Origin of the sequence: Rhodococcus wratislaviensis (assembly GCF_041228765.1) — a bacterium.
In the GTDB taxonomy this organism is placed as follows: Bacteria; Actinomycetota; Actinomycetes; order Mycobacteriales; family Mycobacteriaceae; genus Rhodococcus_F; species Rhodococcus_F wratislaviensis.
The window spans coordinates 7,714,414-7,738,049 of the sequence record NZ_CP150488.1; the positions used below are offsets into that span (position 1 = coordinate 7,714,414).

Consider the following 23,636-nt stretch of genomic DNA (forward strand, 5'->3'; position numbering starts at 1 on the left):
CCATGTCCCACACCAAGTCCCGCATCGCGATCGGGTCCGGCGCGGCCTTCGTCCTCTCGGTCGTCGGCGCCGCCGGGATCGCCGTCGCGAGCGGCACGGCGTCACCGATCGCCGACGTGAGTGTCTCCGAGCAACATCACGAGGAGAACACGAGTACGTCCGCACCCCTGCCGGTCTTCACGCCCCCGGCGCTGCACACCCCGACGCAGGAACCGCCCGGATCATTCGACACCGAGTCGGTGGGCCCATTCGAACCAGCCCCCTGGCGGTAACTCGAGCGCCGGCTGCTGCTGTCGGCCGTCCGGCGCCTCGACGAGCGCGTGGACCGGTTCCGGCCACAGTGTCTCCACCCGCTCCGCGGCGTCGGCGAACACGGCGGAATCGAGGTCGGTCCGAGACTCCGGGACACCGAAATACGGCCACGCCGTGATCATCGACCAGCGTTTCGGCGGCGGGAGAGGTTGGAGGAAGTACGTCTTGTCCGCGGTGAGCGGTCCACCGCGGCCTGCCCCGCCGTGCAGGCCGTCAACCATGCGGGCGCCGGGAAGGTTCGTGAACACACTGCCGTCCGCGTACTCGACCCCGAACAGAAACGGCCCGCTGCTCTTCGGCGACGCGGGTTTGCCGAAGCCGAACATGTCGAGCAGCACCGTGGACTCGGATCTGCGTGCCTGGATCGTGAATTCGACACCACAGCTGTACACGTGAACGTCGGTCAGCCACAGCACGAGCGACTCGGTGCGGGCCAGCACCGTGTCGACCGGCACGGAGACGGGGATCTCATTCTCCGGGGTCGATTGGAATCGGATACCGGCCATCACGAGACCTCCACTTCGACGTCCTCGGGTGCCTTGTCGTCCCTGAGCCCACGCCAACTGGGGTGCCGCAACCTCTTCGAGCCGGTCCAATCCATGAAGCGCACCTCCGCGACCAGCGTGGGCGTCACCCACACGGCCCCCTTGCGGTCGGCGGTCGGCAGGTCTTCGACGAACGGGCTGGTATCGGTTTCGAGCGGCCCCAGGGTGGACGCGAGTTCCTGCAGATCCCGTTCGGTGAAGCCGGTTCCGACGCGCCCGATGTAGCGCAGACCGTCGTCCTCGGGGACGCCGAGCAGTATCGACCCGATTCCCGTGGACCGCCCACCCTGACCGCGGCGCCACCCGCCGATCACGGCTTCCTGTGTGCGCCAGTTCTTCACCTTGATCCAACTCGACCCCCGCTTGCCCGGCAGATACACGGATTCGCGGCGTTTCGCCACGACACCCTCCCACCCCTTGCCGCGGCTCTCGTCCAGAGCGTCCTGCGCGGACCCGTGCAGTTGCGGCGGAACGACGAGGTCGTCCACCTTGGCTGCCAGGGCTTCGAGGACGCGGCGCCGGTCGGTGTACTTCTTGCGCAGCAACGACACCCCGTCGAGGTACAGCACGTCGAACGCGAGGAAGTGCGGCTCGTTGCCCTGCTGCAGCAGGCCGAAGTTCGCGACACCGCGCTCGTCGAACGCGACGACTTCACCGTCGAGGACCACCTCGTGGTCGCCGAGAGCGTCTGCCAGCCACCCCAATCGCGCATAGTCGCGGGTCTTGTCGTTGCCCGCCCGGCTCGTCAGCTTCAGCTCACCGCCACTGATCTCGGCGATCACCCTGATCCCGTCCCACTTCCCTTCGAAGGCCCACTCGTCGGCGTCCAGCCCGTCGAGGGTGCCGGGGCTCGCGAGCATCGGCGACAGTCCGCGCGGCAGTGCGGACGTGTGCGAGCCACCCGGTGTCTGATCCTTCATCAGATGCATCAGCCACTGGTCGCCCTTCGTGCGGATCAGCGCGAACCGGCCCTCCACCTGCTCGCCGTGCAACTGGACGATCACCTCGTCGTCGCGCCACTTCTCGGTGTCGTATGTTCCCGTGTCCCAGATGGTCATCTCGCCGCCGCCGTACTCGCCCTTCGGGATGGTCCCGGAGAACGTGAGGTATTCGAGCGGGTGATCCTCGGTGTGCACGGCGAGCCGGTTCTCCCCCGTCGTCGTCGGCACGTTCTTCGGCACCGCCCACGACACGAGCACCCCGTCTCGTTCGAGCCGCAGGTCGTAATGCAGACGCCGGGCGTGATGTTCCTGGATGACGAAGCTGTTGCCCTCCCCCGGCCGCACCGCGTCCGGCATCGGCTCGGGAGTCCGTCCCGGATCGCGCTTGCGGCGGTACTCGGCGAGGGCGGCGTCGTCCTCGATCGGCGGATCGAGTCCGGCGAGCAGGTCGCCGTCCGACTCCCACCGTGCGAGCACCTCCTCGAACCGCAACTGTCGCAGGTCGGGGTCGTCGAGTTCGTCCCAGCTCCGCGGCGCCGCGACATACGGCTGGGAGCGTCCCCGCAGCGAATACGGCGCGATGGTGGTCTTGGACGGATTGTTCTGGCTCCAGTCGACGAACACCTTTCCCGCGCGCACCGCCTTGGCCATGGTGGCGGTGACGAGTTCGGGCCGCAGCTTCTCCAGTCCCGTCGCCACCTGTTTCGCGACGGTCGACGCGCCCGAACCGTCCAGCTTCCGGTCGAGCGGCACGTACAGGTGAATCCCCTTGCTGCCGCTGGTGACCGGGTACGCGGTCCAGCCGAGGTTCGCGACCAGGTCGCGCACGGCCCGTGCCACCTCCGCGCATTCGGCCAGGCCCACACCGGGACCGGGGTCGAGGTCGAAGACGATCCGGGTGGCGGGACCCCGATGAGGGCCGTCGAACCGCCACTGCGGCACGTGCAGTTCGAGTGCGGCCTGCTGCCCCGCCCACGCCAGCGCCGCGACCGAGTTCAGGAGCGGATAGTGCACGGACCGATCCGAGTGCTCGATCGCGCGGCGCTCCAACCACGCCGGCGCGGAGGCCGCGAGGTTCTTCTCGAAGAACGGCTCGCTGTCCACCCCGTTGGGCCAGCGTTTACGGGTGGCGGGACGGTCGACGACGTGCGGGAGCATGGCGGGCGCGATCCGCGTGTAGTAGTCGATGACCTCACCCTTCGTCGTGTCCGACTCCGGGTAGAGGACCTTGCCGAGATTGGTCAGGGACAGGCGATGTCCGTCGACCGTCAGTTGCCGGGTTCCCGCCGTGGCCACGCGCACCTCCCTCCGCCAATACATACATATTGTGCGCCGCGCGGCCGCTGCGCTGGCCGGATCGCTACCCGCCAGGCAAGATGGCGGGGTGCACCGAGGACCCAAGACAGCCGTCGCCGCCATATCCGCTGCACTGACATTGCTCGCCGGATCCTGCTCCACCGACACCGCGTCGGAGGTCGACGCCCGGGCCGAAGCCTCGACGATTCCCGAAGCGTTCACCAAACTTCCGTCCACCCGCGCGGTCGGCGACTGTGCCCCCGGCAGCGGCGTCACCTCGCGGGACGGCGTGGTCACCATCGCCACCGACAGTCCGTCGTACCAGCCGTGGTTCGTCGACGGTGACCCGTCCAACGGCAAAGGCTACGAGGGCGCCGTCGCCCGGGAAGTGGTCGAGAAGCTGGGATACGGTCCGGACCAGGTGCAATTCGAGACCGTCGCATTCAACGACGCGCTGGCGCCCGGCGAGAAGAACTTCGATTTCGCCATCGACCAGTTCACGATCGTCGACACCCGGCGCGAGACGGTCGATTTCAGTTCGCCCTATTACGCCGTCACGCAGTCGGTGCTGGCGCTGAAGAATTCTCCCGCTGCGAGAGCCAAATCCCTCGCCGACCTCGCGCCGTTCCGCCTCGGGGCACAGGTGGGGTCCACGAGTTTCGACGCCATCACCCAGACCGTGCAGCCCCGCCAGGCACCGGTCAGTTTCACCACCACCGACGACGCCAAGGCCGCCCTGGCCGCGGGCGACATCGACGCATTGGTGGTGGACATCCCGACCGGGTTTCAGATCACCGCCAACGAAGTGAAGGACAGTGTTCTCGTCGGGCAGTTCCCGCGCCCGAACGCCGTCACCGAATTCTTCGGCCTCGTGCTGGAGAAGAACAGCCCGCTCACCGCGTGCGTCTCGGCGGCCGTCGATTCGCTCTACGCCGACGGGACGCTGGACGCCCTTGCCGCCGAGTGGATCACCGACACCGGCGGCGCGCACGTCCTCGATTGAATCAGGCGTACAGCTCGACGAACGTCTTCAGGGACTTCTCGATGTCGCCCTTCAGCGCCTTCGCGACACCCGAGCCGATGGGCCCGAACAGCGGTGCGCCACCGAGTTCGATGGTGAACGCCACCTCCGACGCGTCGCCCTTCGCCTTGACGTCGAGCACCATTCCGAGCTTCACGCCACCCTTGCCGTCGCCCTTGAGAACGATGCGGTTCGGGGCGTCGTATTCCTTGATCGTCCACTTCACGCGGTTGCGGAGTCCCTTGACCGTGACGACGGAACTGATCTCGGTTCCGGCCGTAAGCGTCTCGGGAAGTTCGCCGCGCCAGCCGTCGTGGACGACGAACCACTTGTCGAAGTCCTGCAGATTCGAGGCCTTGTCCCAGGTGTCCTGAGGGCTGAGGGGAACATCGGTCTTGACCGTGAGTTTCGCCATTGGTGCAGCCTAACGGCCTGTGAGTACTTATTAACCGCGGGCGGTTAATAAGTACTCACAGGCCGAAGGCATCAGTGGGAGACGGCCTTCTCGACACCGACACCGGTGAGAGAGCGGACCTCCATCTCGGCCTGCTTGGCGGGATCTTCGGCCTTGCCGCGGCCGACGTAGGTGCCGACGACACCGAGCAGGAACGCCAGCGGGATGGAGACGATGCCCGGGTTGGCGAGCGGGAAGTAGTCGAAGTCGGCGTTGGGGAACATCGACGACGGCTTGCCGGACACCGCCGGCGAGAACGCGATCAGCAGCAGGCAGCTGACGAGGCCACCGTAGATGCTGAACAGGGCGCCGGTGGTGTTGAACTTCTTCCAGAACAGCGAGTAGAGCAGCGTCGGCAGGTTGGCCGAGGCGGCCACCGCGAAGGCGAGCGCCACCAGGAACGCGATGTTCTGGCCCATGGCCATGATTCCCAGGACGATCGACACGAGACCGATCACGACGACCGTGATCCGGGAAACCCGCACCTGGGACTCCTCCGACGCGTGTCCGCGCTTGATGACGCTGGCGTAGATGTCGTGAGCGAACGACGCGGACGCTGTGATCGCCAGCCCCGCCACCACCGCGAGGATCGTTGCGAACGCGACCGCGGAGATGATGGCCAGGAAGATGGTGCCGCCCAGTTCGAACGCGAGCAGCGGCGCCGCCGCGTTCTCCTTGCCGGGCGCTGCGAGGATGACGTCGGGGCCGACCATCTTGGCGGCACCGTAGCCGAGGACGAGCGTGAACAGGTAGAACGCGCCGATCAGTCCGATCGCCCAGGTGACCGAGCGGCGGGCTTCCTTGGCGGTGGGGACGGTGTAGAACCGCATCAGCACGTGCGGCAGGCCCGCGGTGCCCAGGACCAGGGCGATACCGAGCGAGATGAAGTCGAGCTTGCTCATCGAGCTGATGCCGTACTTGGCGCCGGGAGCGAGGATGTCGCGGCCCGCGATCGCCTCGTTCGTCGAGCCGGCGACCGTCGCCTGGGCGTCGGCGAGCAGCTGGGAGAAGTTGCCGCGCACCGCGAACAGGACGAGGAAGAACATGATGCCTGCGCCGGCGACCAGCAGCACCGCCTTGACCATCTGGACGTAGGTGGTGCCCTTCATACCGCCGACGAGCACGTACACGATCATCAGCACGCCGACGACCGCGACGACGACGCCCTGACCGACCTTGCCGTCGATGTTCAGCAGCAGAGCGACGAGTCCGCCGGCGCCCGCCATCTGCGCGAGCAGGTAGAACAGCGAGACCACCAGCGTGGACAGCGCCGCGGCCATCCGCACGGGACGCTGCTTGAGCCGGAAGCTCAGCACGTCCGCCATCGTGAACCGGCCGGTGTTGCGCAGCAGTTCCGCGACCAGCAGCAGGGCCACCAGCCAGGCGACGAGGAAGCCGACCGAGTACAGGAAGCCGTCGTAGCCGTACACCGCGATGGCGCCGGCGATGCCGAGGAACGACGCCGCCGACAGGTAGTCGCCGGCGATGGCGAAACCGTTCTGCGGTCCGGAGAACTGACCGCCGCCGGTGTAGAAGTCCGAGGCCTTCTTGGTGGTGCGGCTCGCCCGGATCACGATGGTCATCGTGATCACGACGAACGCCACGAAGATGGCGATGTTGAGGAGCGGGTTCCCGACGTCGGTGCCGACTGCGAGCGTGGTGATCACTTGAGGGGTCCTTCCAGCTCGTCGCGGATCGCGGCGGAGCGCGGGTCGAGTTCCCGGTTGGCGAACTTGACGTACAGCGCGGTGATCACGAACGTGGTCACGAACTGGCCGAGACCGAGGATGATGCCCAGGTTGATGTTCCCGATCACCTTGGTGGCCATGAACTCGGGCGCGTACGTGGCCAGCAGGACGTACGCCGCGTACCAGGCGAGGAAGAACGCCGTCATCGGGAAGACGAAACTCCGCAGGCGGTGTCGCAACTCCTGGAACTCCGGGCTCGCCTGCATGTCTACGAAGGCTTGCGCATCAGGGGCACGCCGCTTCTGCGGTGCGCCCTCACTGAGATCGGCTGTGGTCACTGCAGACTCCTTGGTCGTGTGAAGTGAACTGGTTGCCGACGTTAGTGAGAGTTGAGTCACAGAAATAGGTTGTGGTGTCTGTCACACGGTGAGCTGCCGGACTGTGCGTCGAACGGTCACCCGACCGCGACGAGCGGCTTCGCCGCCCGTGCGTGCTCGAGGAGTGCAGAGACTCGTCAAGCACTCACGGGGAGCGGAGCTCCCTCTCGCGGTCGGAGCCCACATCGAGGCGTTCGGGGGCGTGCATGCGGGTGAAGATCCTGCTGAGGTCAGCGGGAATCTGGCGCTTCGTCACCTTGCTGACCAGCACCATCGTGACGAAGGCCAGCGGAACGCTGACGGCGGCCGGGTACGCGACCATCGCCGCGGGCCACCCGTTCCAGGCGTCGGCGGTGAAGCCGCCGAGCACCGACACCCCGGCCGCACAGCCGGCGACGAGTCCGCCTGCGACCATCCCGGCACCCGCTCCGGCGGCGGTCAGACCACGCCACCAGATGCCGAGCACGAGCAGCGGGCAGAGGGTCGACGCCGCGACCGCGAACACCAGCCCCACCGTGCGCGACAGGTCCAGCGACGTCACCGCCAGTGACAGCACCAGCGGCACCGCTCCGGCCAGCACGGCGGCGAGCCGGAAGTCCCGGATCCGCCCGCGCAGGACGTCGGTGCTGAGCACTCCGGCGATGCTGACGAGCAGGCCGGACGACGTGGACAGGAACGCCGCGATGGCCCCGGACGCCACCAGCGCGGCGAGCAGTTGCCCGGCCCACCCGGAGATCACGGAACCGGGCAGCAGCAGGACCGCGGCGTCGGACGTGCCGGTGATCAGCAGCTGCGGGACGTACAGCCGCGCGAACACCCCGAGCAGTGTCGGGAACAGGTAGAACACTCCGAGCAGCCCGACCACGGCCAGCGACGTCAGCCGCGCGGCCCGCCCGTCGGGGTTCGTGTAGAACCGGACCAGCACGTGTGGCAGCCCGAGCGTGCCGAGGAACGTGGCGAGGATCAGCGAGTACACCTGGTACATCGGGTGGTCGCCGCCGAATCCCCAGCCCGGGGCGATCCAGTCGGAGTTGTCGGCGGGCGCGCCCGCCACCACCGGCACCGGTGCGCCCGCCTCGAGGGTCATCGACGTGCCCTCGCCGAGGTGGTGCTCCCCAGGCTCGAGGCGAACGTCGCCGGTCGCCTCTACCCCGTCGATCGTCCCCGACCCGCCGACCGTCACCGGTTCGGACACCTGCACGACGACGTCGGTGGTGATGTCGACGGTGGTCTGCTCGCTCACGGTGGGTGGTGCGGCGGCGCCCAGTTCGTGGTGGTCGCCGAAGAAGTACACCGACAGCACCAGCGCCGGGATCGCGACCGCGGTGAGTTTGAGCCAGTACTGGAAGGCCTGGACGAATGTGATGGACCGCATGCCGCCGCCCACCACGTTGGCGATGACGATGAGCCCGACGACGACGGCCCCGACCCAGGTCGGCACCCCGAGCAGGATGTTCAGGGTCAGCCCCGCGCCCTGGAGTTGCGGCACGAGGTACAGCGCGCAGACGGCGGCGACGACGAGCATCGCCAGGGTGCGGAGGCGACGGGAGCCGAGCCGGAACTCGGCGAAGTCCGGGACCGTGTACGCGCCGGAGCGTCGCAGCGGTGCGGCGACGAACAGCAGCAGCCCGAGGTAGCCGGCCGTGAAGCCGATCGGGTACCAGAGGGCGTCCGCGCCGTATTTCGCGATCAGGCCGGCGACGCCGAGAAAGGATGCGGCCGAGAGGTACTCGCCGGAGATGGCGGCGGCGTTCCACCGCGGTCCGACGCTGCGGGACGCGACGAGGAAGTCGGAGGTGGTGCGCGCCAACCGCACTCCGTAGATGCCGATGGCCACCGTCGCGATGGCGGCCGCGGCGAGACCGGCCAAGGTCAGCCAGGGAATGGGTTGGTCGGGGGTCACGGGATGCTCAGTCGTCCACCAGGTCGGCGAATTCCTGTTCGTTGCGCTCGGCCTGCCGCACATAGATCCAGCCGGTGGTCAGGAGCACCGGGTACACGAGCGCCCCGAGCACCACCCAGGGCAGCCGGATCCCCAGCACCGCCACGTCCGACAACGCCGGGAACAGGAACATCACGAGCGGCACCGCGCACAGCAGGCACGCCGCGAGGAGCGCGAGCCGGATGGCCAGCACGAGCTGGGTGCGCACGAGCCCCCGGATCATCGCGTCCCCGACCGCGGTCTGTTCCTGCACCTCGACACGGGTGCGGACGATCCGCGCACCCCGGCGCTGGGCGAGGACGACCCGCACCCGCTCCGGCGAGCTCATCGCGCGGTCCACGTTTGTTTCGGCGCCCGGACCAGCCGGTCCTTGAGCATCCGGGTGTGCCTGCGGCTGACCGGCAGTTCGACGGGCGGGTGGTCGCCGTGCGCGCGGAGGCACACGACGAGACCGTTGCCGACGGTCCGGATTCCGGTGACCCGCGGCAACGCGACGAGGTACGAGCGGTGGACCCGCAGGAACCCGGCGTCCGCCCAGCGCGTCTCCAGTGCCGAGATGGGGATGCGGACGAGGTGGGAGGCGTCCGCGGTGTGCAGGCGGGCGTAGTCGCCGTCCGCTTCGACCCACTCGACGGAGGACCGGTGCACGAGCGTGGTGATGCCGCCGAGTTCGACCGGGATCACCTCGTCGGTGGGGGCGGCCGGTCCCGCGTCGACCCGCCTGCGGCGCCCTTCGACGATGCGGCGCACGGATTCCGCCAGCCGTTCCTCGCGCAGGGGTTTGAGGAGATAGTCGACGGCGCCGAGGTCGAATGCGGCGACGGCCCGGTCGTCGTGGGCGGTCACGAACACCACCTGCGGCGGGGATGCGAAGTTCGCGAGGATCCCGGCCAGCTCGAGACCGTCGAGTCCGGGCATGTTGATGTCGAGGAAGACGGCGTCGATCTCCCCGTCCCGGAGGATGCGCAGCGCCGTGGTGGCATCGCCCGCGGTCCGGATGTCCCCGACCGCGTCCTGGGCGCGCAGCAGGAACGCCAGCTCGTCGAGGGCGGGTTTCTCGTCGTCGACGGCCAGCACGGTGAGGGGTGCGTCCGGAGACTTGTCGTCAGTGTGGTTCACAACGACAGCAATCGTCGCACGGACCCTCCCCGTTCATGTCGAGATCCCCCGCCGGAACTTCGGGACGCGCATGCTCACCTTGGTGCCCGCACCGGGCGCGGTCTCCACCACGAGTCCGTAGTCGTTGCCGAACGCGGCGCGCAGGCGGTCGTCGACGTTGGCGAGCCCGACGTGCGCCGCCTCCTTCACCCCCGACGTCTCGGCCACCGAGTCCAGTGACCCCGACCGCAGCAGTTCGGGATCCATGCCGACCCCGTCGTCCTCGACGCTGATCACGCAGTCGGTGCCCTCGTCGGCGGCGACGATGCTGACGGTGCCGCCGTCCGGTTTGGCGGCGATTCCGTGCCGCACCGCGTTCTCGACCAGCGGTTGCAGCGCGAGGAACGGCAGCACCACGTTCAGCACCTCCGGCGCCACCTGCAATTTCACCGCGAGGGCGTCGCCGAACCGGGCGCGTTCGAGGGTGAGGTACCGGTCGATGTTGCGCAGTTCGTCGGCGAGCAGGGTGAACTCCCCTGCCGTACGGAACGAGTACCGCGTGAAGTCGGCGAACTCGAGGATCAGTTCCCGGGCGCGATCCGGGTCGGTGCGGACGAACGACGCCACCGTGTTCAGCGCGTTGTAGATGAAATGGGGGCTGATCTGTGCGCGCAGCGCCCGGACCTCGGCGCGGTCGAGTCGGGCGCGGGACGCGTCGAGGTCGGCGAGTTCGATCTGGCTGCACGCGTACCGGGCAACCTCCGTGACGGCGCCGAGCATGCCCGGGCCGGGGTCTTCCGTGGTGACGATGCCGAGCACCCCGACCACGCCGGTGGCCTCGATGAGCAGGGGCTGGGCGATCAGTGCCCGCACCGCGTTGTCGCCCGCGCCCCGGACGAGGCCGCCGTAGGCGACGAGCACCCGGCGTTCCCCGTCGACGGCGCGAGCGGCCGCGTCGTGCAGTTGTTCGGTCATGGCCTCGTGCGGTCCGCTCCATGCGAGGAGGTCACCGGCGGCGTCGAAGACGCCCAGCGCCTGCGCGCCGGTCAGCTGGCGCAGGTGCGGTGCGGCCTCCTCCGCCGACGTCTCGTCGAGCCCCCGCCGCAACGGGCGCGCCGCCAGCGACGCCGTGTGCAGGGTGGTGTGAACGGCCCGTTCGGTGGGTGTCGTCAGCTCACGCCGGGCGCGCAGCCACACGGCGGTGAACGCGACGACGGGAATGAGGACGAGCAACGCGACGACGGCGACGACGGTTCCCGTCATTCGCCGTCGTCCAGTCGGGCGATCAGGGTCTTCGGGGCGACGGCGCGGTAGGCGTCCTCGACGATGTCGGCGACGTCGTCCCAGTCCTGCGGGACGTCGAGATAGACGCCGATCCACCCGCGTCCCCCGACGTACGGCGGGACGAAGAACCTGCCGGGGTCACGCTGCACCCAATCCTGCTGCGCCCCCGGCGGAGCCGCCGCCCAGAACGACACCCGGTCGTCGTGGTGGCGGTCGGCGAGCGTCGCGAACTGTGGCGCCTTGCGAACGAACCACGCCGGTTCGCCGTGACTGACCCGTTCCGTCGCTTCGGGCAGAGCGAGGCACAGCGCACGCAGCCGTGCGAGATCGGCCTTCTTCACGGTGTTCCTCCCTCGGGACACGTGTCGGGTGCGGGCACACCGGCGAAGCGGTCGGCGATCCACTGCACCGCCCCGGGAACGGAGCGCCCGTCCGCGTGCCCTTCCCCGGGCCGGGAGTCGAACTCGACGACGTCCCCGAGTGCGCACGCGTGATCGACGGCCTGCGAAGTCCATTGCGGCAGAATGAGGTTGTCCCGGTCCCCGACCACGACCAGCATCGGCCCGCCCGCGCCGTTCCGGGGCAGGGCGATGTCCTCGAGCCACCCGCGCATGCGCTCGGCGTCGGCCTCCGTCCGCGGACCCGTGTCGGCCGGGGTGAGTTGGGTTGCCACCGTCCACTTCTCGGGGAGTTTCGCGACGACGCACGACAGCGTGACGTCGGGCGTGGCGGCGAGCGCGCCGCGCATGTAGTCGTCCGGATTCAGTTCGGGGTGCATCACCTTCAGTCCCTCGAGGAGATAGGGAAGGAACATCTTCTGCGGCAACGACAGTGGTTCGACGGCCCCGTCGGCGACGATCCCCGACAGATCGGCAGCGGGTGACAGATTCGCCGAACCGACGAACTCGAGCCCGTCGCCGTAGTCGTCCGCGTGCTCGGCCGCGGACCACGACGCCTGACCGCCCTGTGAGACCCCGATCGCCGCCCAGCGCGTCGACGCGCCCGGCTCCACGTTGCGCGCCGCCCGGACCGCGTCGATCAGGTCGTAGGCGGCGGTGTCGGGTTCGAGGTAGGGATGCGGGCCGTCCGTGCCGAGCCCTTGGTAGTCGGTGACGGTCACGACGTACCCGCGCTGCAGCAGCGGGCGGACGAGGTTCGTCGTGCCCAGCAGGGTCGGTGACGACGAGGGGGCGCATTCGTCGGTGACGCCCGTGGTGCCGTGCCCGACCGTGACGACGGGCCTGCCGCCGTCCGGTGCGGGGCCGGCGGGAGTGAAGACCGTGCCCACGACCTCCGAGCCGCCGCCGTCGACACCGGACGTCGACCGGTAGACGACCCGGGTGGCCGTCGCGCCGAGGGCGGTGATCGCCGGATCGATGTCGGGCACCGGCTCCCGGCTGGTCAGCGCGCCACGCTGATCGCCGGTCGGCGCCGACGGAACGGTAGGGGCGGAGGGTGCGGCCACCGAGGTGGTGGGAGACGGGCTCGGGGACGCCTCGTCCGTGGTGCAGGCGGTCAGCGCCACGACACCGGCAAGGGCGACCACGGCGGTTCGCACCGGACGCACACCCACCTCGCACCTCATTCGCGACGTCTCCGCACCCGCTCCTCGGCTGCTGCCTCCTCCACATCGAGGCCTTCCAACACGCTACGCATCACCTCGTCGTCGAGCGTTCCCGCGTCACGGGCGGCGATGATCGCCTCGCGCTGCGCGCGCAGGGCGGCGCGCCGGTAGTGGTCGAACAGTGCGCCGGCCCGCTGCTTCTCCGCGGCGTCCTCCGCCTCCTCGGCCTGGAGCCTGGCCCGCATCGACCGCCGCACCCGGTCGAGGATGTCGATCAGGTCGGCTCGGTTGATTCCCTCCGGCGGGTGTTCGGCGAATTCGACGAGGGCCCGTTCGCCGGATTCGCGGGAGATCGCGCGGGCCAGGTTCACCTGGTCCTCCTCGCGCTCACGTTCGCCGGGATCCGCCAGATCGAGTTTCCGGATCAGCAGCGGCATGGTGGCACCCTGGATCAGCAGCGTGCCGACGGCCACGACGAACGCGATCGCCTGGATCACCTCGCGCCCCGGAAACGGCTGCCCGCTCGCGATCACCACGGGCACGCCGGACGCGGCGGCGAGCGTGACGACCCCGCGCATGCCCGCCCAGGACACGACGAGGCTCTCCCGCCACCCGAGTTCCACCGAGCCGCCCGGCGCCTCGATCGCCAGCCCGAACCGGCGGCGGAGCCAGTGCAGCAGGATCCACGCCGGCCGTATCGCCATGACCACGGCGAGGACCGCGAAGCCGTAGAAGAAGACGTGGTGCACCGGCAGACCCTGGTCGCGGACGTCGTCGATGACGAACTTCAGTTGCAGTCCCATGTAGGCGAACACGAACATCTCGAGCAGGAGGTCGACGCTCTCCCACAGCGACCGCTCCTGGATGCGGGTGGCCACGGAGGCGTCGGTGGCCTTGTGCCCCATCAGGAACCCCGCGGCCACCACCGACAGCACACCGGACGCGTGCACCTCCTCGGCGGCGAGATACGCGGCGAACGGGAGCATCAGCCCCAGCACCGTTTCCAGCGGGGAGTCGTACATGCGGTGGCGCACCCACTCGACGATCTTCGCGAGGACCAGTCCGATCAGGACCCCGCCGACCACCTCGTAGCCGAAGAACACCACGGGATGGACCGGGATCTTCGCCCCGACGACGGCGGAGACGGCGACGGTGAACAGGGTCAGCGCGGTGGCGTCGTTGACGAGTCCCTCACCGGTGAGGATCGCGATCACCCGGTTCGGCAGGCCGAGCCTGCGGCCGACCGCGACGGCACTGACCGCGTCCGTCGGCGCGACCACGGCGCCGAGGACCAGCGCGGCGCCGAGCGTGAATTCGGGGACCAGCCAGTTGGCGAAGAAGGCCACCCCCACCGCGGTCGCCAGGACGGTGAAGATCCCCAGCCGGAGAATCGGTGCGAGGTGGCGCCGGAACGTGGCCACCGAGAACTTGAGCGCCGCGGAGTACAGCAGCGGCGGCAGCACCACACCGAGGATGGCCTCCGGGTCGAGTTCGAGGCGCGGCATCCCGGGGATGAACGACGCCACCGACCCGATGGTGACGAGCACCAGCGGCGCCTGGAGGTCCCGGCGCTTCGCGAAACTCGTCACGGCGATGGCCGCGATGATGACGAGGAGCACGAGGACGCCGTTCACGACACCGATTCTGCCGCGCCCGCCCGCCGTGCGCGGGTCATCTCCGAAGACGCGCGTGGGCCCCGGTCCGAGAACCGGGGCCCACGCGCGTCGGTGTGCGAGGTGTTCACTCCTTCGGAGGAACAGCCTTCTTCGCCGCGTCGGCGGCCTTGTCGATCTTGTCGCTGTACTTGCCGCCGGTCTTGCTGTCCGCGACGTCGGCGGCCTTGTCGATGGCGCCGTGAACCTTGTCCGCGTTCTGCGAAGCGGCTTCCCTCCCCTTGCCCAGCAGGCCCTTCAGTGTGTCGACGAAACTCATCGTTCTTCCTCCTCCGGTGCATGCGCACGCATTCCGACCGAGTTCGATCACTCGCCGTGCACCCAGTCTCACAGCATTGACTCGGCGACGCCAACCGTTCGAATCGTCGCGAGCGGTAGTCGCGTCAGTGCACGCCCGGCAGGTCTTCCGGCACCGCGAAGAGGCGGCGATGCTCACCGTGCAGGCGGCCCGTCACCCACCATCCGATCTCGACGAGAACCACTCCGACCAGGCCGCACACGAGAGCGGAGGTGGTGGCGCCGACGTTGGTCGGATCGAGTTTGAAGAACTCCCGCGTGAACGGCAACGCGAACAGGATGAGATATCCCGCTACGGATCCGAAGATCAGCACCAGCTTCCACCACACGTACGGCCGCGCGACCACGGCCAGCACCCACAGCGCGATCATGATGAGCGTGATCAGTGCCGACGTGCCCGCCTGGATTTTCTGCGTCTCCGTCTGATCCGGGCCGGCGTAGACGAGAAGATACGAAATGAACGTCGTGACACCGATGATCACACCCGACGGCACGGCGAGACGCATCACGCGCGGCACGAAACCGGAGCGCGCCCGCTCGTTGTTGGGGGCCAGCGACAGGATGAACGCGGGTATGCCGATGGTGAACCAGGCGGCGATCGTCACGTGCCGGGGCAGGAACGGGTACGGGATGGGCTCGAAGTGGAAGATCTGCGACAGCACACCGGACAGACCGATCAGGAACGCCAGCAACACCGAGTACACGGTCTTGGTGAGGAACAGGTTCGAGACGCGTTCGATGTTGCCGATCACCCGGCGGCCCTCACCCACCACGTAGGGCAAAGTGGCGAACTTGTTGTCCAGCAACACGATCTGCGCCACCGCGCGGGTTGCGGGGCTGCCCGAGCCCATCGACACCCCGATGTCGGCGTCCTTGAGGGCCAGGACGTCGTTGACACCGTCGCCCGTCATCGCGACAGTGTGCCCGCGAGACTGCAGGGCCCCCACCATCTCCCGCTTCTGATCGGGGCGCACGCGGCCGAATGTGGTGGACGTTTCCAGGGTCTCGGCGAGGGCGTCGCGGTCGTCGGGCAGTTCGCGGGCGTCGACGGGACGGTCGCCGCCGGGCAGTCCGAGCGATCCGGCCACCGCACCGACCGACACGGCGTTGTCCCCCGAGATGACCTTCACCGTGACGTTCTGACTCGCGAAGTACTCGAGGGTGCCGCGGGCGTCGGGACGCACCCGCTGCTCCAGGATCACGAGTGCCCGCGGCGTGATCGCACCCGGCGCCGCGGGGTGGTCGACCGGGACGTCGCAACTGCCGAGCAGGAGCACGCGCAGTCCCGAGGATCCCGCGTCCTCGGCCTGCCGGGCCATGTCGCTGCCGGGGTCGAGCAGCACGTCCGGCGCACCGAGGACCCAGTTGCCGTGGGCTCCGTACGACTGTCCGCTCCACTTCTTGGCCGAGGAGAACGGCGCCTCCGCGGTGACGTCACCCCACCCGGGGTCGTCGGGAAACGCCTCCTTGATCGCGAGGACGCTGGCGTTCGGCCGAGGGTCGGACGCCGCCATCGCGGCGAGTGCCGCACGGGACGGTTCGGTGTCGGCGGTGTCGGCGCAGCGCAGTTCGGACAGCCGCATGCCGTTCTCGGTGAGCGTTCCGGTCTTGTCGGCGCACACCACGTCGACGCGCGCGAGACCTTCGATGGCGGGCAGCTCCTGCACGAGGCACTGCCGCTGACCGAGCCGGACCACCCCGACCGCGAACGCGATCGACGTCATCAGCACCAGACCTTCGGGCACCATCGGGACCAGCGCCGCCACCATCCCGCTCAGCGCCGGCCGGATCGACTCGCCGCTGGAGAACAACTGGTTGTAGATGATCAGCAGACCCGCCGGAATCATCAGGTATGTGATGAATTTCAGGATCTTGTCGATGCCGCTGCGCAACTCCGAGTGCACGAGCGTGAACTTGCTGGCCTCGTCCGCGAGTTTGGCGGCGTACGCGTCGCTTCCGACCTTCGTGGCACGGTAGCAGCCGCTGCCGGAGGCGACGAAGCTTCCCGACAACACCTGCTGGCCGGCGTCCTTGTGCACGGGGTCGGCCTCACCGGTGAGGAGAGACTCGTCGACGTCGAGTGACATCGCCTCCACCACGACACCGTCGACGACGATCTGGTCGCCGGCGCCGAGCTCGATGATGTCGTCGAGCACGACCTCCCGGGGTGCCATCGCGACCGCGGCACCGTCACGGCGCACCACCGGTTTGGTCTGGCTGACGATCGCGAGCTTGTCGAGGGTCCGCTTGGCCCGCACTTCCTGGATGATGCCGATCCCGCTGTTGGCGATGATCAAGAGGCCGAACATCCCGTCGACGATCGAACCGGAGGCCAGCACGATGATCAGGAGGACACCGAGGATCGCGTTGATCCGGGTGAACACGTTGGCGCGCACGATGTCGCGCACGGATCGGCTGGCTCGATCGGGAACGTCGTTGGTCTTGCCTGCCGCCACCCGCTCCGCCACCTGGGCGGCCGTCAACCCCTCCACTGCGACGACTGCAACGCTGTCGGTGCCCGTTTCGTCGTATGCCATGGTCAAAGGCTACGCAACGAGGCTCGGCTCCGAGGGGATGCGCGCCGGACTCAGCCGAGCGCGGACCACCACGGTGTCTGGGCCGTCGGCTTCAACGCGTCGATCCGCTGTCCGGGCATCGGCACGGCCACCGGGGTGCCCTTCTCCTGCGCGGCGGCGAGCAACCGGACGATCGGCTCGGACCACGAATGGAACGCGAGGTTGAACGTGGCCCAGTGCACCGGCACCAGCAGTCCGCGGCCGGCGTCGCCGCCGTTGAGGTCGGCGTGGGTCTGCACCGCCTCCTCCGGGTTCATGTGGATGTCGGCCCACCGCGTGTCGTAGGCGCCGACGGGCAGCAACGTGAGATCGAACGGACCGTACCGGCGGCCCAGGTCGGCGAACCGCGGCGTGTACCCGCTGTCGCCGCCGAAGAACACCTTCCGGTTCGGTCCGGCCAGCACCCACGACGCCCACTGGGTGGTGTTGCGTACCAGCCCGCGGCCCGAGAAGTGCCGAGCCTCGGTGCACGTGAGCGTGAGTTCGCCGAGCGTGGTCGACTCGTCCCAGTCGAGTTCCACGATCCGCTCCTCCGGCACCCGCCACTGCCGCAGGTGCGCACCGAGCCCGACCGGAACGACGAACGGCGCCTTCTGGGTGGCGGCGAGTTGCTGCACGGTGGCCATGTCGAGGTGGTCGTAGTGGTCGTGCGAAATGACGATCGCGTCCAGAACGGGCAGGTCGGCCAGCGGGACCGGGGTCGGGTGCATGCGGGACGGACCGAGAATCGCGGATGGCGACACCCGGTGACTCCACACCGGGTCGGCCAGCACCCGGTACCCGTCGACCTCGACGAGCACGCTCGAATGGCCGTACCAGGTGACGGCTGCATCGGCGGCCTCGACAGGCGCGAGGGGTGTGGCCAGCGGGATCGGCCTGCGCGGGCGTCCCGCGCTGCCCCGCGTGATCAGTGCCTTGACGATCCCGGTCTCCGATCCGGGCAGCATCATGCTGCTCGGATCGGTGTTGTGGAACTGGCGGTCGCGGTACCGCGGCGACGTCGCGGCGTACGGGCGCACCTTGGCACGCGACGCGCCGATCTGAGACGGAAGCCCCCACGCAGCCCGCGTCAGCCACCCGAGGGCGGCGGTGGCCAGAACAGTCGTCACAGCGCTCTTCGCTTTCACCCCGACAACTGTAACCACGCGTGCGGGAAAGGTGCGGCGAGCGGCTACTGGCCCCGGAACACCGGCGGACGCTTCTCGGCGCGCGCCGTGCGCGCTTCCTGCGCGTCGTAGCTCTTCCACGCCGCATGCAGCGCCGCAAGCTGCTCGGGCGGCGGCGGGCTCTGGGTGCCGTCGTCGTTGAGCACCATCTTGAGATGTTGCAGCGACAGCGGCGCCAGGCGCGCGATCGAGTGTGCCCACTGCTGCGCGACGGCGAGGTCGCCGCGCTTGTTGGCGAGGCCGTGCGCGAGCGCCTCGTCGGCGCCGACCTCTTCCGCGCCGAGCAGGATCGTTCGTGCCGGTCCGCCGCCGATCAGGGCGGCCAGACGGTGCACCGTCCACCGGTCCACGGAGATCCCGAGCTTGGCCGCGGGGATGGCGAAGCGCGCCTCGGGAGCGACCACGCGCAGGTCCGCGGCGAGCGCCAGCTGGCTGCCCGCGCCGATCGCGGGGCCGTTGATCGCGGCGATGACGGGGACGGGCACCGAGTCGATGGTGTGCAGCATCTCGAGCAGGGTGTCCGTGAATCCGTCGGCGTACACGTCGCCCGACAGGTCGGCGCCGGCGCAGAACGCGCTGCCCTGCCCTGTGAGGACGATCACCCGCGCGCCGTCGGTGACCGACTTCTCGGTTTCCTCCCGCAGGAGTTCGCAGATCTCGGTGTTCAACGCATTGCGACGGTCGGGGCGTTGCAGTTCGAGGGTGAAGACGTCGCCGTCACGACTCGTCCCGATCATGTCCACTCGCTTTCTTCGTGATTGCAGTCCACTGACGAATTCTCCCCTGTCCACCCGACTGGACGTCTGTCAGCCAACCACAGCTGAATCGACCGGAACACACGAGGCTCTCCGGTAGTTGTGAGGGGGGAGGTGAGGACCGACATGAACAGCGATGTGGACGTGGCCGTGATCGGCGCGGGGCAGGCGGGGCTGTCCGCCGCCTACTATCTGCGCAGGTTCGGGATGGAACCGGAGTCCGGTTTCGTGGTGCTCGATCACGCCCCGGGTCCCGGCGGCGCGTGGCAGTTCCGGTGGCCGTCATTGACACTGAGCACCGTCAACGGTGTCCACGACCTGCCCGGGCTCGGCTTCGCCGACACGATCGGCGTGGACCCGGACGATCCGGAGGCCGCGCTGGTGCATGCGGCGAGCGCGGTTCCCCAGTACTTCGCGACGTACGAGAAACAGTTCGAACTGCCGGTGCACCGTCCCGTGCACACGCGGGTGGTGTGTGCCCGCGGCGAGCGTCTGCGGATCGAGACCGACGGCGGCGTCGTATCGGCCCGCGGTCTGATCAACGCGACCGGAACGTGGGAACGCCCCTTCATTCCCCGGTACCCCGGCGCCGAGTCGTTCACCGGCCGCCAGGTGCACACCAAGGACTACACCTCGGCGCAGGACTTCGCGGGACGGCACGTCCTCGTCGTGGGCGGCGGCATCTCGGCGGTGCAGTTGCTGGACGAGATCTCCCGCGTCACGACCACCACGTGGGTGACGCGTCGCCCACCGGAGTTCCGGGACGAGCCGTTCACGCCCGAGATCGGCCGCGCCGCCGTCGCTCTCGTCGAGGACCGGGTCCGTCGCGGGCTGCCGCCGGGCTCGGTGGTGTCGGTGACGGGCCTGCCCGTGACGCCGGCGATCCGCGCCGCCCGCGAACGCGGGGCGCTGGCGCGGCAACCGATGTTCAGCGAGATCACCGCGGACGGCGTCCGCTGGGACGACGGCCGCGAACTGAAGGTCGATGTGATTTTGTGGTGCACGGGTTTTCGCAGTTCACTCGATCACCTCGCGCCGCTGCGGCTCCGCGGGCCGGGCGGCGGGATCACGATGACGGGACGCCTGGCCACCCAGGTGGCGTCGGATCCGCGGATTCATCTCGTGGGCTACGGCCCCTCGTCGTCGACGATCGGCGCGAACCGGGCCGGACAGGCCGCGGCGCGCGAGCTCACCCTGCACCTCGGCGTGCCTGCCGGATCAGCGCGCCCTACCTGATCAGCGCGGCGATGAACGCGGCCTGGTCGGGACCGGCCTGGTACATGCTGCCGAAGTGACCACCCGAATACACCCGATAGTCGAGATCTGTTCCTGCACTCTGCATCTCGGAGACGAGCTTCTCCGTCAGCGGGATCGGCACCGACGCGTCGGTGATCCCCTGCACGAGCAGCAGCGGACGGTCGTAACCCGCGACCGGGACCTCGAGGTATTCGCGCAACGCGTCCTGCAGCGCCGGGACGTCGAGTGCCCGCGCCAGCATCTGCGCCACCGACACGTTCCGGGTCATGGCCGCGAACTGCCGGAACGGCACTTCGGGAGCGGCGTCGACGAACTGCTTCCCGACGGGGGTCAGATAGCTGTCGATGTCCAGTTGCGGGTAGGCGTCACGGACCCCGGCGATCAGGTACGAGATGTACACGGTGAGACCGGCGAGGCCCTGCGGCGGAAACAATGGGCCACTCCAGTTCGCCACCATCTCGATGTTCGACGGCACCCCGTTCGCGACGGCACCGCGGTAGTCGAGTTCCGGCGCGTACGTCGTGGCGGTGTGTGCGGCGAACACCGCGGCCTGCCCGCCCTGGGACAGTCCGACCGCCATCCATGTGGCGGAGAGGTCGGCATCGATCTCCCGGGCGGCGCGCACGGAGTCGACGACGCTGCGTCCGGCGACCTTCCCGTCGAGGTAGGGCGGCACCCCGGGGGTGCCCAGGCCCACGTAGTCGGTGGCGGCCACGGCGTAGCCGAGTTGCAGCCAGCTGCTCACGTAGTCCGCGGATTCCTTGTCGACCCCCGTCACGGAGGGCGCATCGGCGTCGGAGTCCCCGACCGTTCCGTGCGCCCAGGCGATGACGGGCCAGCCCCCGGCGGGCGGTGCACCAGGCGGCACGAAGAGCATCCCGGTGCACGGGGTGATGCCGTGCCGGTCGGTGGTCAGATATGTCATCCGGTAGGCACTGCCGGTTCCGCGGAGCCAGAGCTCCGCCGGCAACTCCGACGAGGCGACGACGGTGCCGGGGCTCGATCCGGCCCGCAGCGGATCCGCACCGACAGTTGGTGCCCACAGCACGCTGACCAGTGCGAGTAACGCCACGATGCGCCACCACCTCCGCACCTCTCAACGGTAGCTGGGTGGGGGTGGCGCAGTACTGTGAATCGTCCTCCCGCAGGGGAGGGCGGGACGAACGAGACCGGGAGAACATAAAACACATGAGCGACGACGGCACGATCCTCACTCCCGGCGACACGTGCTGGCAGGTTGCCCACGCCGATCGTCTCGCGTGCATCGTCGATGCGGCGGACTACTTCCGCCATGCCAAGTCCGCGATGCTGCAGGCTCGCAGGCGCATCATCCTCATCGGCTGGGACTTCGACACGAGGATCAAGTTCGAGCCGGACGAGAAGACGCTCGACGGCCCCAACCAGCTCGGCCGGTTCCTGGCCTGGCTGACCCGGGAACGCCCGGATCTCGACATCTACCTGCTCAAATGGAACATCGGGGCGTTCACCGCGATCGGGCGCGGCATGACACCGATCTTCGTGGTCAACTGGGTGACCGACCACCGCCTGCACTTCGAACTCGACGCCGCCCACCCGATCGGCTCGGCCCACCACCAGAAGATCGTCGTCATCGACGACGCGCTCGCATTCTGCGGCGGGATCGACATGACCGTGGACCGGTGGGACACCCCGGAACATCGGGATCGCAACCATTACCGGACGCAGCCGAACGGCAAGCGATACGGGCCGTGGCACGACGCGACGACCGCCGTCGACGGGGACGCGGCGAAGGCCATCGGCGAGCTCGCCCGTACCCGGTGGAAGGCGGCGACCGGGCAGGATCTGGCGCCGGTCGACGAGGTCGCGGGCAGCACGCCGTGGCCGGAGGGGCTGAAGCCGGCGATGCGCTCGGTCGACGTGGGTATCGCGCGCACGCTACCGGAACTGTCCGATCGGGATGAGGTCCGCGAGATCGAGGCCCTGTATCTGGCCGCGATCGCCGGCGCCGAGCGGTCGCTGTACATCGAGAGTCAGTACCTGGCCTCCCGCACCCTCGCCGAGGCGATCGCCGCGCGACTACGCGAACCGGACGGACCGGAGGTCGTGCTGGTGCTGCCGCGCAACGCCGACGGCTGGCTCGAGCAGAAGGCCATGGACGGCGCCCGCCGCCGGTTGCTGCACCTGCTCTGGCACGCCGATACCGGGAACCGGCTGGGCGTCTACTACCCCGTCACGGCGGGTGGTGAGCCGATCTACGTCCACGCCAAGGTGCTGGTGATGGACGACCGTCTCCTGCGCGTGGGTTCGTCGAACCTCAACAACCGGTCGATGGGGTTCGACACCGAGTGTGATCTGGCGGTCGAGGTCACCGCCGACACGGCGAACGGTGACGAGCTGCGGCAGACCATTCTCGGCATTCGCCGTCAGCTCGTCTGCGAACACCTCGGTGTCCCGGCCGGGCTGTTCGAGGACACCCTGGCAAGGACGTCGTCGTTCGTGGGCACCGTGGAGGCACTACGCGGAGGCGGCCGCACCCTCGAGAAGTTCGAGCCGGAGACGGTCGAGGACGAGGACAGTCCGCTCGCCGAGAACGAACTGATGGATCCCGAACGCACCCCGCCGAGCTTGTGGGAGCGCACCAGCCGGGGCCGGCTGCGGCGCAAGGTGATCCGGCGTCAGAAGGCTGCCGGTTCGGTGCCGTAGATCCGTCTGTAGTCCTTGCGGAAGGCCCGCCGCCCCAGGATCGACCATGCCATCCTGGCCGCGAAGGGCATCTCCGACAGGAACATTCGACGCTCGCCGGGGGTCGCACTCTGGAGGATGAAGCCGAGGAACACCAGCAACCGGTCCTTGGGGATCGACGCGCGGCCGCGATCACCCATCTCCTGCCACTCGGCGAGCGTCAGGAACTGCTCCGCCATCGGGAGGATGCGCTGCTCCTCCTCGCCGAGGTGCTCGTCGAGCGCGGCGGACAGGGCGGTCAGCGTCCTCGCCAGCGGTTCGCCGTCCACCGCGTCCGCCGTGAACGCGGCGCCCTGCGACTGCGCCCGCGACAGCAGTTCCGACAGACGTGCGTGCTGTTCCTCCATCCGCAACACCAGCGCCGCGTCGGTGGGCGCGCGGTCGAGGAGCTTCGGCCACAGCAGGTCGTCCTCACTCGTGTGATGGTGGTGCAGCGCCGTGGCGAGTTCCTCGAAGAACGTCACCACCTCCGCGGCGCGGGCGGTGTCGCCGGCGGGAACACCCCGGACGAGTGCGGGCAGCGCGGCGAACTGGCGACGGAAGCAGTTGTGGACCACCACCATCTCGCGGGTGTCGGGCCGGACTGTGTGAGCAGTTGACGTAGTCATGCACTCAGGGTCGGTTCGGCGTCTTGGAGAGCACTTGGAGGCCACTAGTGCTTACCCTTGG

At 68.9% G+C, this 23,636-nt stretch carries 22 protein-coding genes; 4 read left to right on the forward strand and 18 right to left on the reverse strand.

Going from position 1 to position 23,636, the window contains the following annotated elements; translation table 11 throughout:
- Positions 1-2: 2 nt before the first annotated feature.
- Positions 3-272, forward strand: a complete 270-nt coding sequence (locus tag WKC72_RS35270) for a hypothetical protein (RefSeq protein ID WP_037234391.1) — start codon at positions 3-5, stop codon at positions 270-272.
- On the opposite strand, the gene WKC72_RS35275 is transcribed toward WKC72_RS35270, so the two are convergent.
- Positions 222-818, reverse strand: a complete 597-nt coding sequence (locus WKC72_RS35275) for a hypothetical protein (RefSeq protein WP_112301108.1) — start codon at positions 816-818, stop codon at positions 222-224. The genes WKC72_RS35270 and WKC72_RS35275 overlap by 51 nt on opposite strands.
- A complete protein-coding gene (locus tag WKC72_RS35280) occupies positions 818-3,118 on the reverse strand; it encodes an ATP-dependent DNA ligase (RefSeq protein ID WP_370181109.1) in 2,301 nt (766 codons plus the stop codon). Before WKC72_RS35280 ends, WKC72_RS35275 begins: the two co-directional genes overlap by 1 nt.
- Before the next feature lie 64 nt (positions 3,119-3,182).
- On the opposite strand from WKC72_RS35280, the gene WKC72_RS35285 reads away from it, so the two are divergent.
- Positions 3,183-4,097, forward strand: coding sequence for a transporter substrate-binding domain-containing protein (locus WKC72_RS35285; protein WP_370181110.1), 915 nt, complete (start codon positions 3,183-3,185; stop codon positions 4,095-4,097).
- 1 nt (position 4,098) lies between these two features.
- On the opposite strand, the gene WKC72_RS35290 is transcribed toward WKC72_RS35285, so the two are convergent.
- From WKC72_RS35290 to WKC72_RS35355, 14 genes are all read right to left on the reverse strand, one after another.
- On the reverse strand, positions 4,099-4,530 hold the full coding sequence (locus WKC72_RS35290) for an SRPBCC family protein (RefSeq protein ID WP_009478084.1): 432 nt from the start codon (positions 4,528-4,530) through the stop codon (positions 4,099-4,101).
- A gap of 71 nt (positions 4,531-4,601) precedes the next feature.
- Complete coding sequence (locus WKC72_RS35295; protein ID WP_268791499.1) at positions 4,602-6,236, reverse strand: cation acetate symporter; 1,635 nt, start codon at positions 6,234-6,236, stop codon at positions 4,602-4,604.
- The gene (locus WKC72_RS35300) at positions 6,233-6,595 is read right to left on the reverse strand and encodes a DUF485 domain-containing protein (protein WP_005260521.1); all 363 of its coding nucleotides are present in this window, start codon (positions 6,593-6,595) and stop codon (positions 6,233-6,235) included. The genes WKC72_RS35295 and WKC72_RS35300 overlap by 4 nt, the downstream gene beginning before the upstream one ends.
- A 184-nt stretch (positions 6,596-6,779) precedes the next feature.
- Positions 6,780-8,537, reverse strand: a complete 1,758-nt coding sequence (locus tag WKC72_RS35305; protein WP_112301111.1) for a cation acetate symporter — start codon at positions 8,535-8,537, stop codon at positions 6,780-6,782.
- A 7-nt stretch (positions 8,538-8,544) separates the two neighbouring features.
- A complete protein-coding gene (locus tag WKC72_RS35310) occupies positions 8,545-8,904 on the reverse strand; it encodes a hypothetical protein (protein ID WP_011597296.1) in 360 nt (119 codons plus the stop codon).
- Positions 8,901-9,695, reverse strand: a complete 795-nt coding sequence (locus tag WKC72_RS35315; RefSeq protein ID WP_037234407.1) for a LytTR family DNA-binding domain-containing protein — start codon at positions 9,693-9,695, stop codon at positions 8,901-8,903. Before WKC72_RS35315 ends, WKC72_RS35310 begins: the two co-directional genes overlap by 4 nt.
- 33 nt (positions 9,696-9,728) lie before the next feature.
- Positions 9,729-10,937 carry a histidine kinase gene (locus tag WKC72_RS35320; RefSeq protein ID WP_037234410.1) on the reverse strand — a complete coding sequence of 403 codons (1,209 nt, stop codon included), beginning with the start codon at positions 10,935-10,937 and terminating at the stop codon, positions 9,729-9,731.
- A complete protein-coding gene (locus WKC72_RS35325) occupies positions 10,934-11,299 on the reverse strand; it encodes an MmcQ/YjbR family DNA-binding protein (RefSeq protein WP_370181111.1) in 366 nt (121 codons plus the stop codon). The genes WKC72_RS35320 and WKC72_RS35325 overlap by 4 nt, the downstream gene beginning before the upstream one ends.
- Positions 11,296-12,543 (reverse strand): lipase family protein, encoded by a 1,248-nt coding sequence (locus WKC72_RS35330; RefSeq protein WP_370181112.1) that lies wholly within the window; start codon positions 12,541-12,543, stop codon positions 11,296-11,298. The genes WKC72_RS35325 and WKC72_RS35330 overlap by 4 nt, the downstream gene beginning before the upstream one ends.
- Positions 12,540-14,156 (reverse strand): Na+/H+ antiporter, encoded by a 1,617-nt coding sequence (locus tag WKC72_RS35335; protein ID WP_037234420.1) that lies wholly within the window; start codon positions 14,154-14,156, stop codon positions 12,540-12,542. The genes WKC72_RS35330 and WKC72_RS35335 overlap by 4 nt, the downstream gene beginning before the upstream one ends.
- Positions 14,157-14,262: 106 nt before the next feature.
- A complete protein-coding gene (locus tag WKC72_RS35340) occupies positions 14,263-14,454 on the reverse strand; it encodes an antitoxin (RefSeq protein ID WP_005244012.1) in 192 nt (63 codons plus the stop codon).
- A gap of 124 nt (positions 14,455-14,578) precedes the next feature.
- Positions 14,579-17,029: a cation-translocating P-type ATPase gene (locus WKC72_RS35345; protein ID WP_370181113.1), complete on the reverse strand. Its 2,451-nt coding sequence runs from the start codon at positions 17,027-17,029 to the stop codon at positions 14,579-14,581.
- Positions 17,030-17,079: 50 nt separating this feature from the next.
- The gene (locus WKC72_RS35350) at positions 17,080-18,195 is read right to left on the reverse strand and encodes an MBL fold metallo-hydrolase (protein ID WP_370181114.1); all 1,116 of its coding nucleotides are present in this window, start codon (positions 18,193-18,195) and stop codon (positions 17,080-17,082) included.
- Positions 18,196-18,239: 44 nt separating this feature from the next.
- Positions 18,240-18,971 carry an enoyl-CoA hydratase gene (locus WKC72_RS35355; RefSeq protein ID WP_037234663.1) on the reverse strand — a complete coding sequence of 244 codons (732 nt, stop codon included), beginning with the start codon at positions 18,969-18,971 and terminating at the stop codon, positions 18,240-18,242.
- 144 nt (positions 18,972-19,115) lie between these two features.
- Between WKC72_RS35355 and WKC72_RS35360 the strand changes: the two genes are divergently transcribed.
- Entirely contained in the window at positions 19,116-20,225 is a 1,110-nt protein-coding gene (locus tag WKC72_RS35360; RefSeq protein WP_037234665.1) for an NAD(P)-binding domain-containing protein, read from the forward strand.
- Here WKC72_RS35360 and WKC72_RS35365 read toward each other — a convergent pair.
- Entirely contained in the window at positions 20,218-21,318 is a 1,101-nt protein-coding gene (locus tag WKC72_RS35365) for a lipase family protein (protein ID WP_037234428.1), read from the reverse strand. The two genes, WKC72_RS35360 and WKC72_RS35365, sit on opposite strands and share 8 nt — an antisense overlap.
- A gap of 116 nt (positions 21,319-21,434) precedes the next feature.
- Between WKC72_RS35365 and WKC72_RS35370 the strand changes: the two genes are divergently transcribed.
- Positions 21,435-22,928, forward strand: coding sequence for a phospholipase D-like domain-containing protein (locus WKC72_RS35370; protein ID WP_037234431.1), 1,494 nt, complete (start codon positions 21,435-21,437; stop codon positions 22,926-22,928).
- Here WKC72_RS35370 and WKC72_RS35375 read toward each other — a convergent pair.
- Positions 22,901-23,575, reverse strand: coding sequence for a hemerythrin domain-containing protein (locus WKC72_RS35375; protein WP_370181115.1), 675 nt, complete (start codon positions 23,573-23,575; stop codon positions 22,901-22,903). The two genes, WKC72_RS35370 and WKC72_RS35375, sit on opposite strands and share 28 nt — an antisense overlap.
- Positions 23,576-23,636 lie beyond the last annotated feature (61 nt).

Excerpts from the sequence above, each read along its gene's own strand:
- WKC72_RS35290 (WP_009478084.1), bottom strand. The coding sequence starts at position 4,530 with ATGGCGAAACTCACGGTCAAGACCGATGTTCCCCTCAGCCCTCAGGAC.
- WKC72_RS35345 (WP_370181113.1), bottom strand. The coding sequence starts at position 17,029 with ATGGCATACGACGAAACGGGCACCGACAGCGTTGCAGTCGTCGCAGTG.
- WKC72_RS35280 (WP_370181109.1), bottom strand. The coding sequence starts at position 3,118 with ATGTATTGGCGGAGGGAGGTGCGCGTGGCCACGGCGGGAACCCGGCAA.
- WKC72_RS35310 (WP_011597296.1), bottom strand. The coding sequence starts at position 8,904 with ATGAGCTCGCCGGAGCGGGTGCGGGTCGTCCTCGCCCAGCGCCGGGGT.
- WKC72_RS35375 (WP_370181115.1), bottom strand. The coding sequence starts at position 23,575 with ATGACTACGTCAACTGCTCACACAGTCCGGCCCGACACCCGCGAGATG.
- WKC72_RS35270 (WP_037234391.1), top strand. The coding sequence starts at position 3 with ATGTCCCACACCAAGTCCCGCATCGCGATCGGGTCCGGCGCGGCCTTC.
- WKC72_RS35275 (WP_112301108.1), bottom strand. The coding sequence starts at position 818 with ATGGCCGGTATCCGATTCCAATCGACCCCGGAGAATGAGATCCCCGTC.
- WKC72_RS35360 (WP_037234665.1), top strand. The coding sequence starts at position 19,116 with ATGAACAGCGATGTGGACGTGGCCGTGATCGGCGCGGGGCAGGCGGGG.
- WKC72_RS35320 (WP_037234410.1), bottom strand. The coding sequence starts at position 10,937 with ATGACGGGAACCGTCGTCGCCGTCGTCGCGTTGCTCGTCCTCATTCCC.
- WKC72_RS35330 (WP_370181112.1), bottom strand. The coding sequence starts at position 12,543 with ATGAGGTGCGAGGTGGGTGTGCGTCCGGTGCGAACCGCCGTGGTCGCC.
- WKC72_RS35340 (WP_005244012.1), bottom strand. The coding sequence starts at position 14,454 with ATGAGTTTCGTCGACACACTGAAGGGCCTGCTGGGCAAGGGGAGGGAA.
- WKC72_RS35370 (WP_037234431.1), top strand. The coding sequence starts at position 21,435 with ATGAGCGACGACGGCACGATCCTCACTCCCGGCGACACGTGCTGGCAG.
- WKC72_RS35355 (WP_037234663.1), bottom strand. The coding sequence starts at position 18,971 with ATGATCGGGACGAGTCGTGACGGCGACGTCTTCACCCTCGAACTGCAA.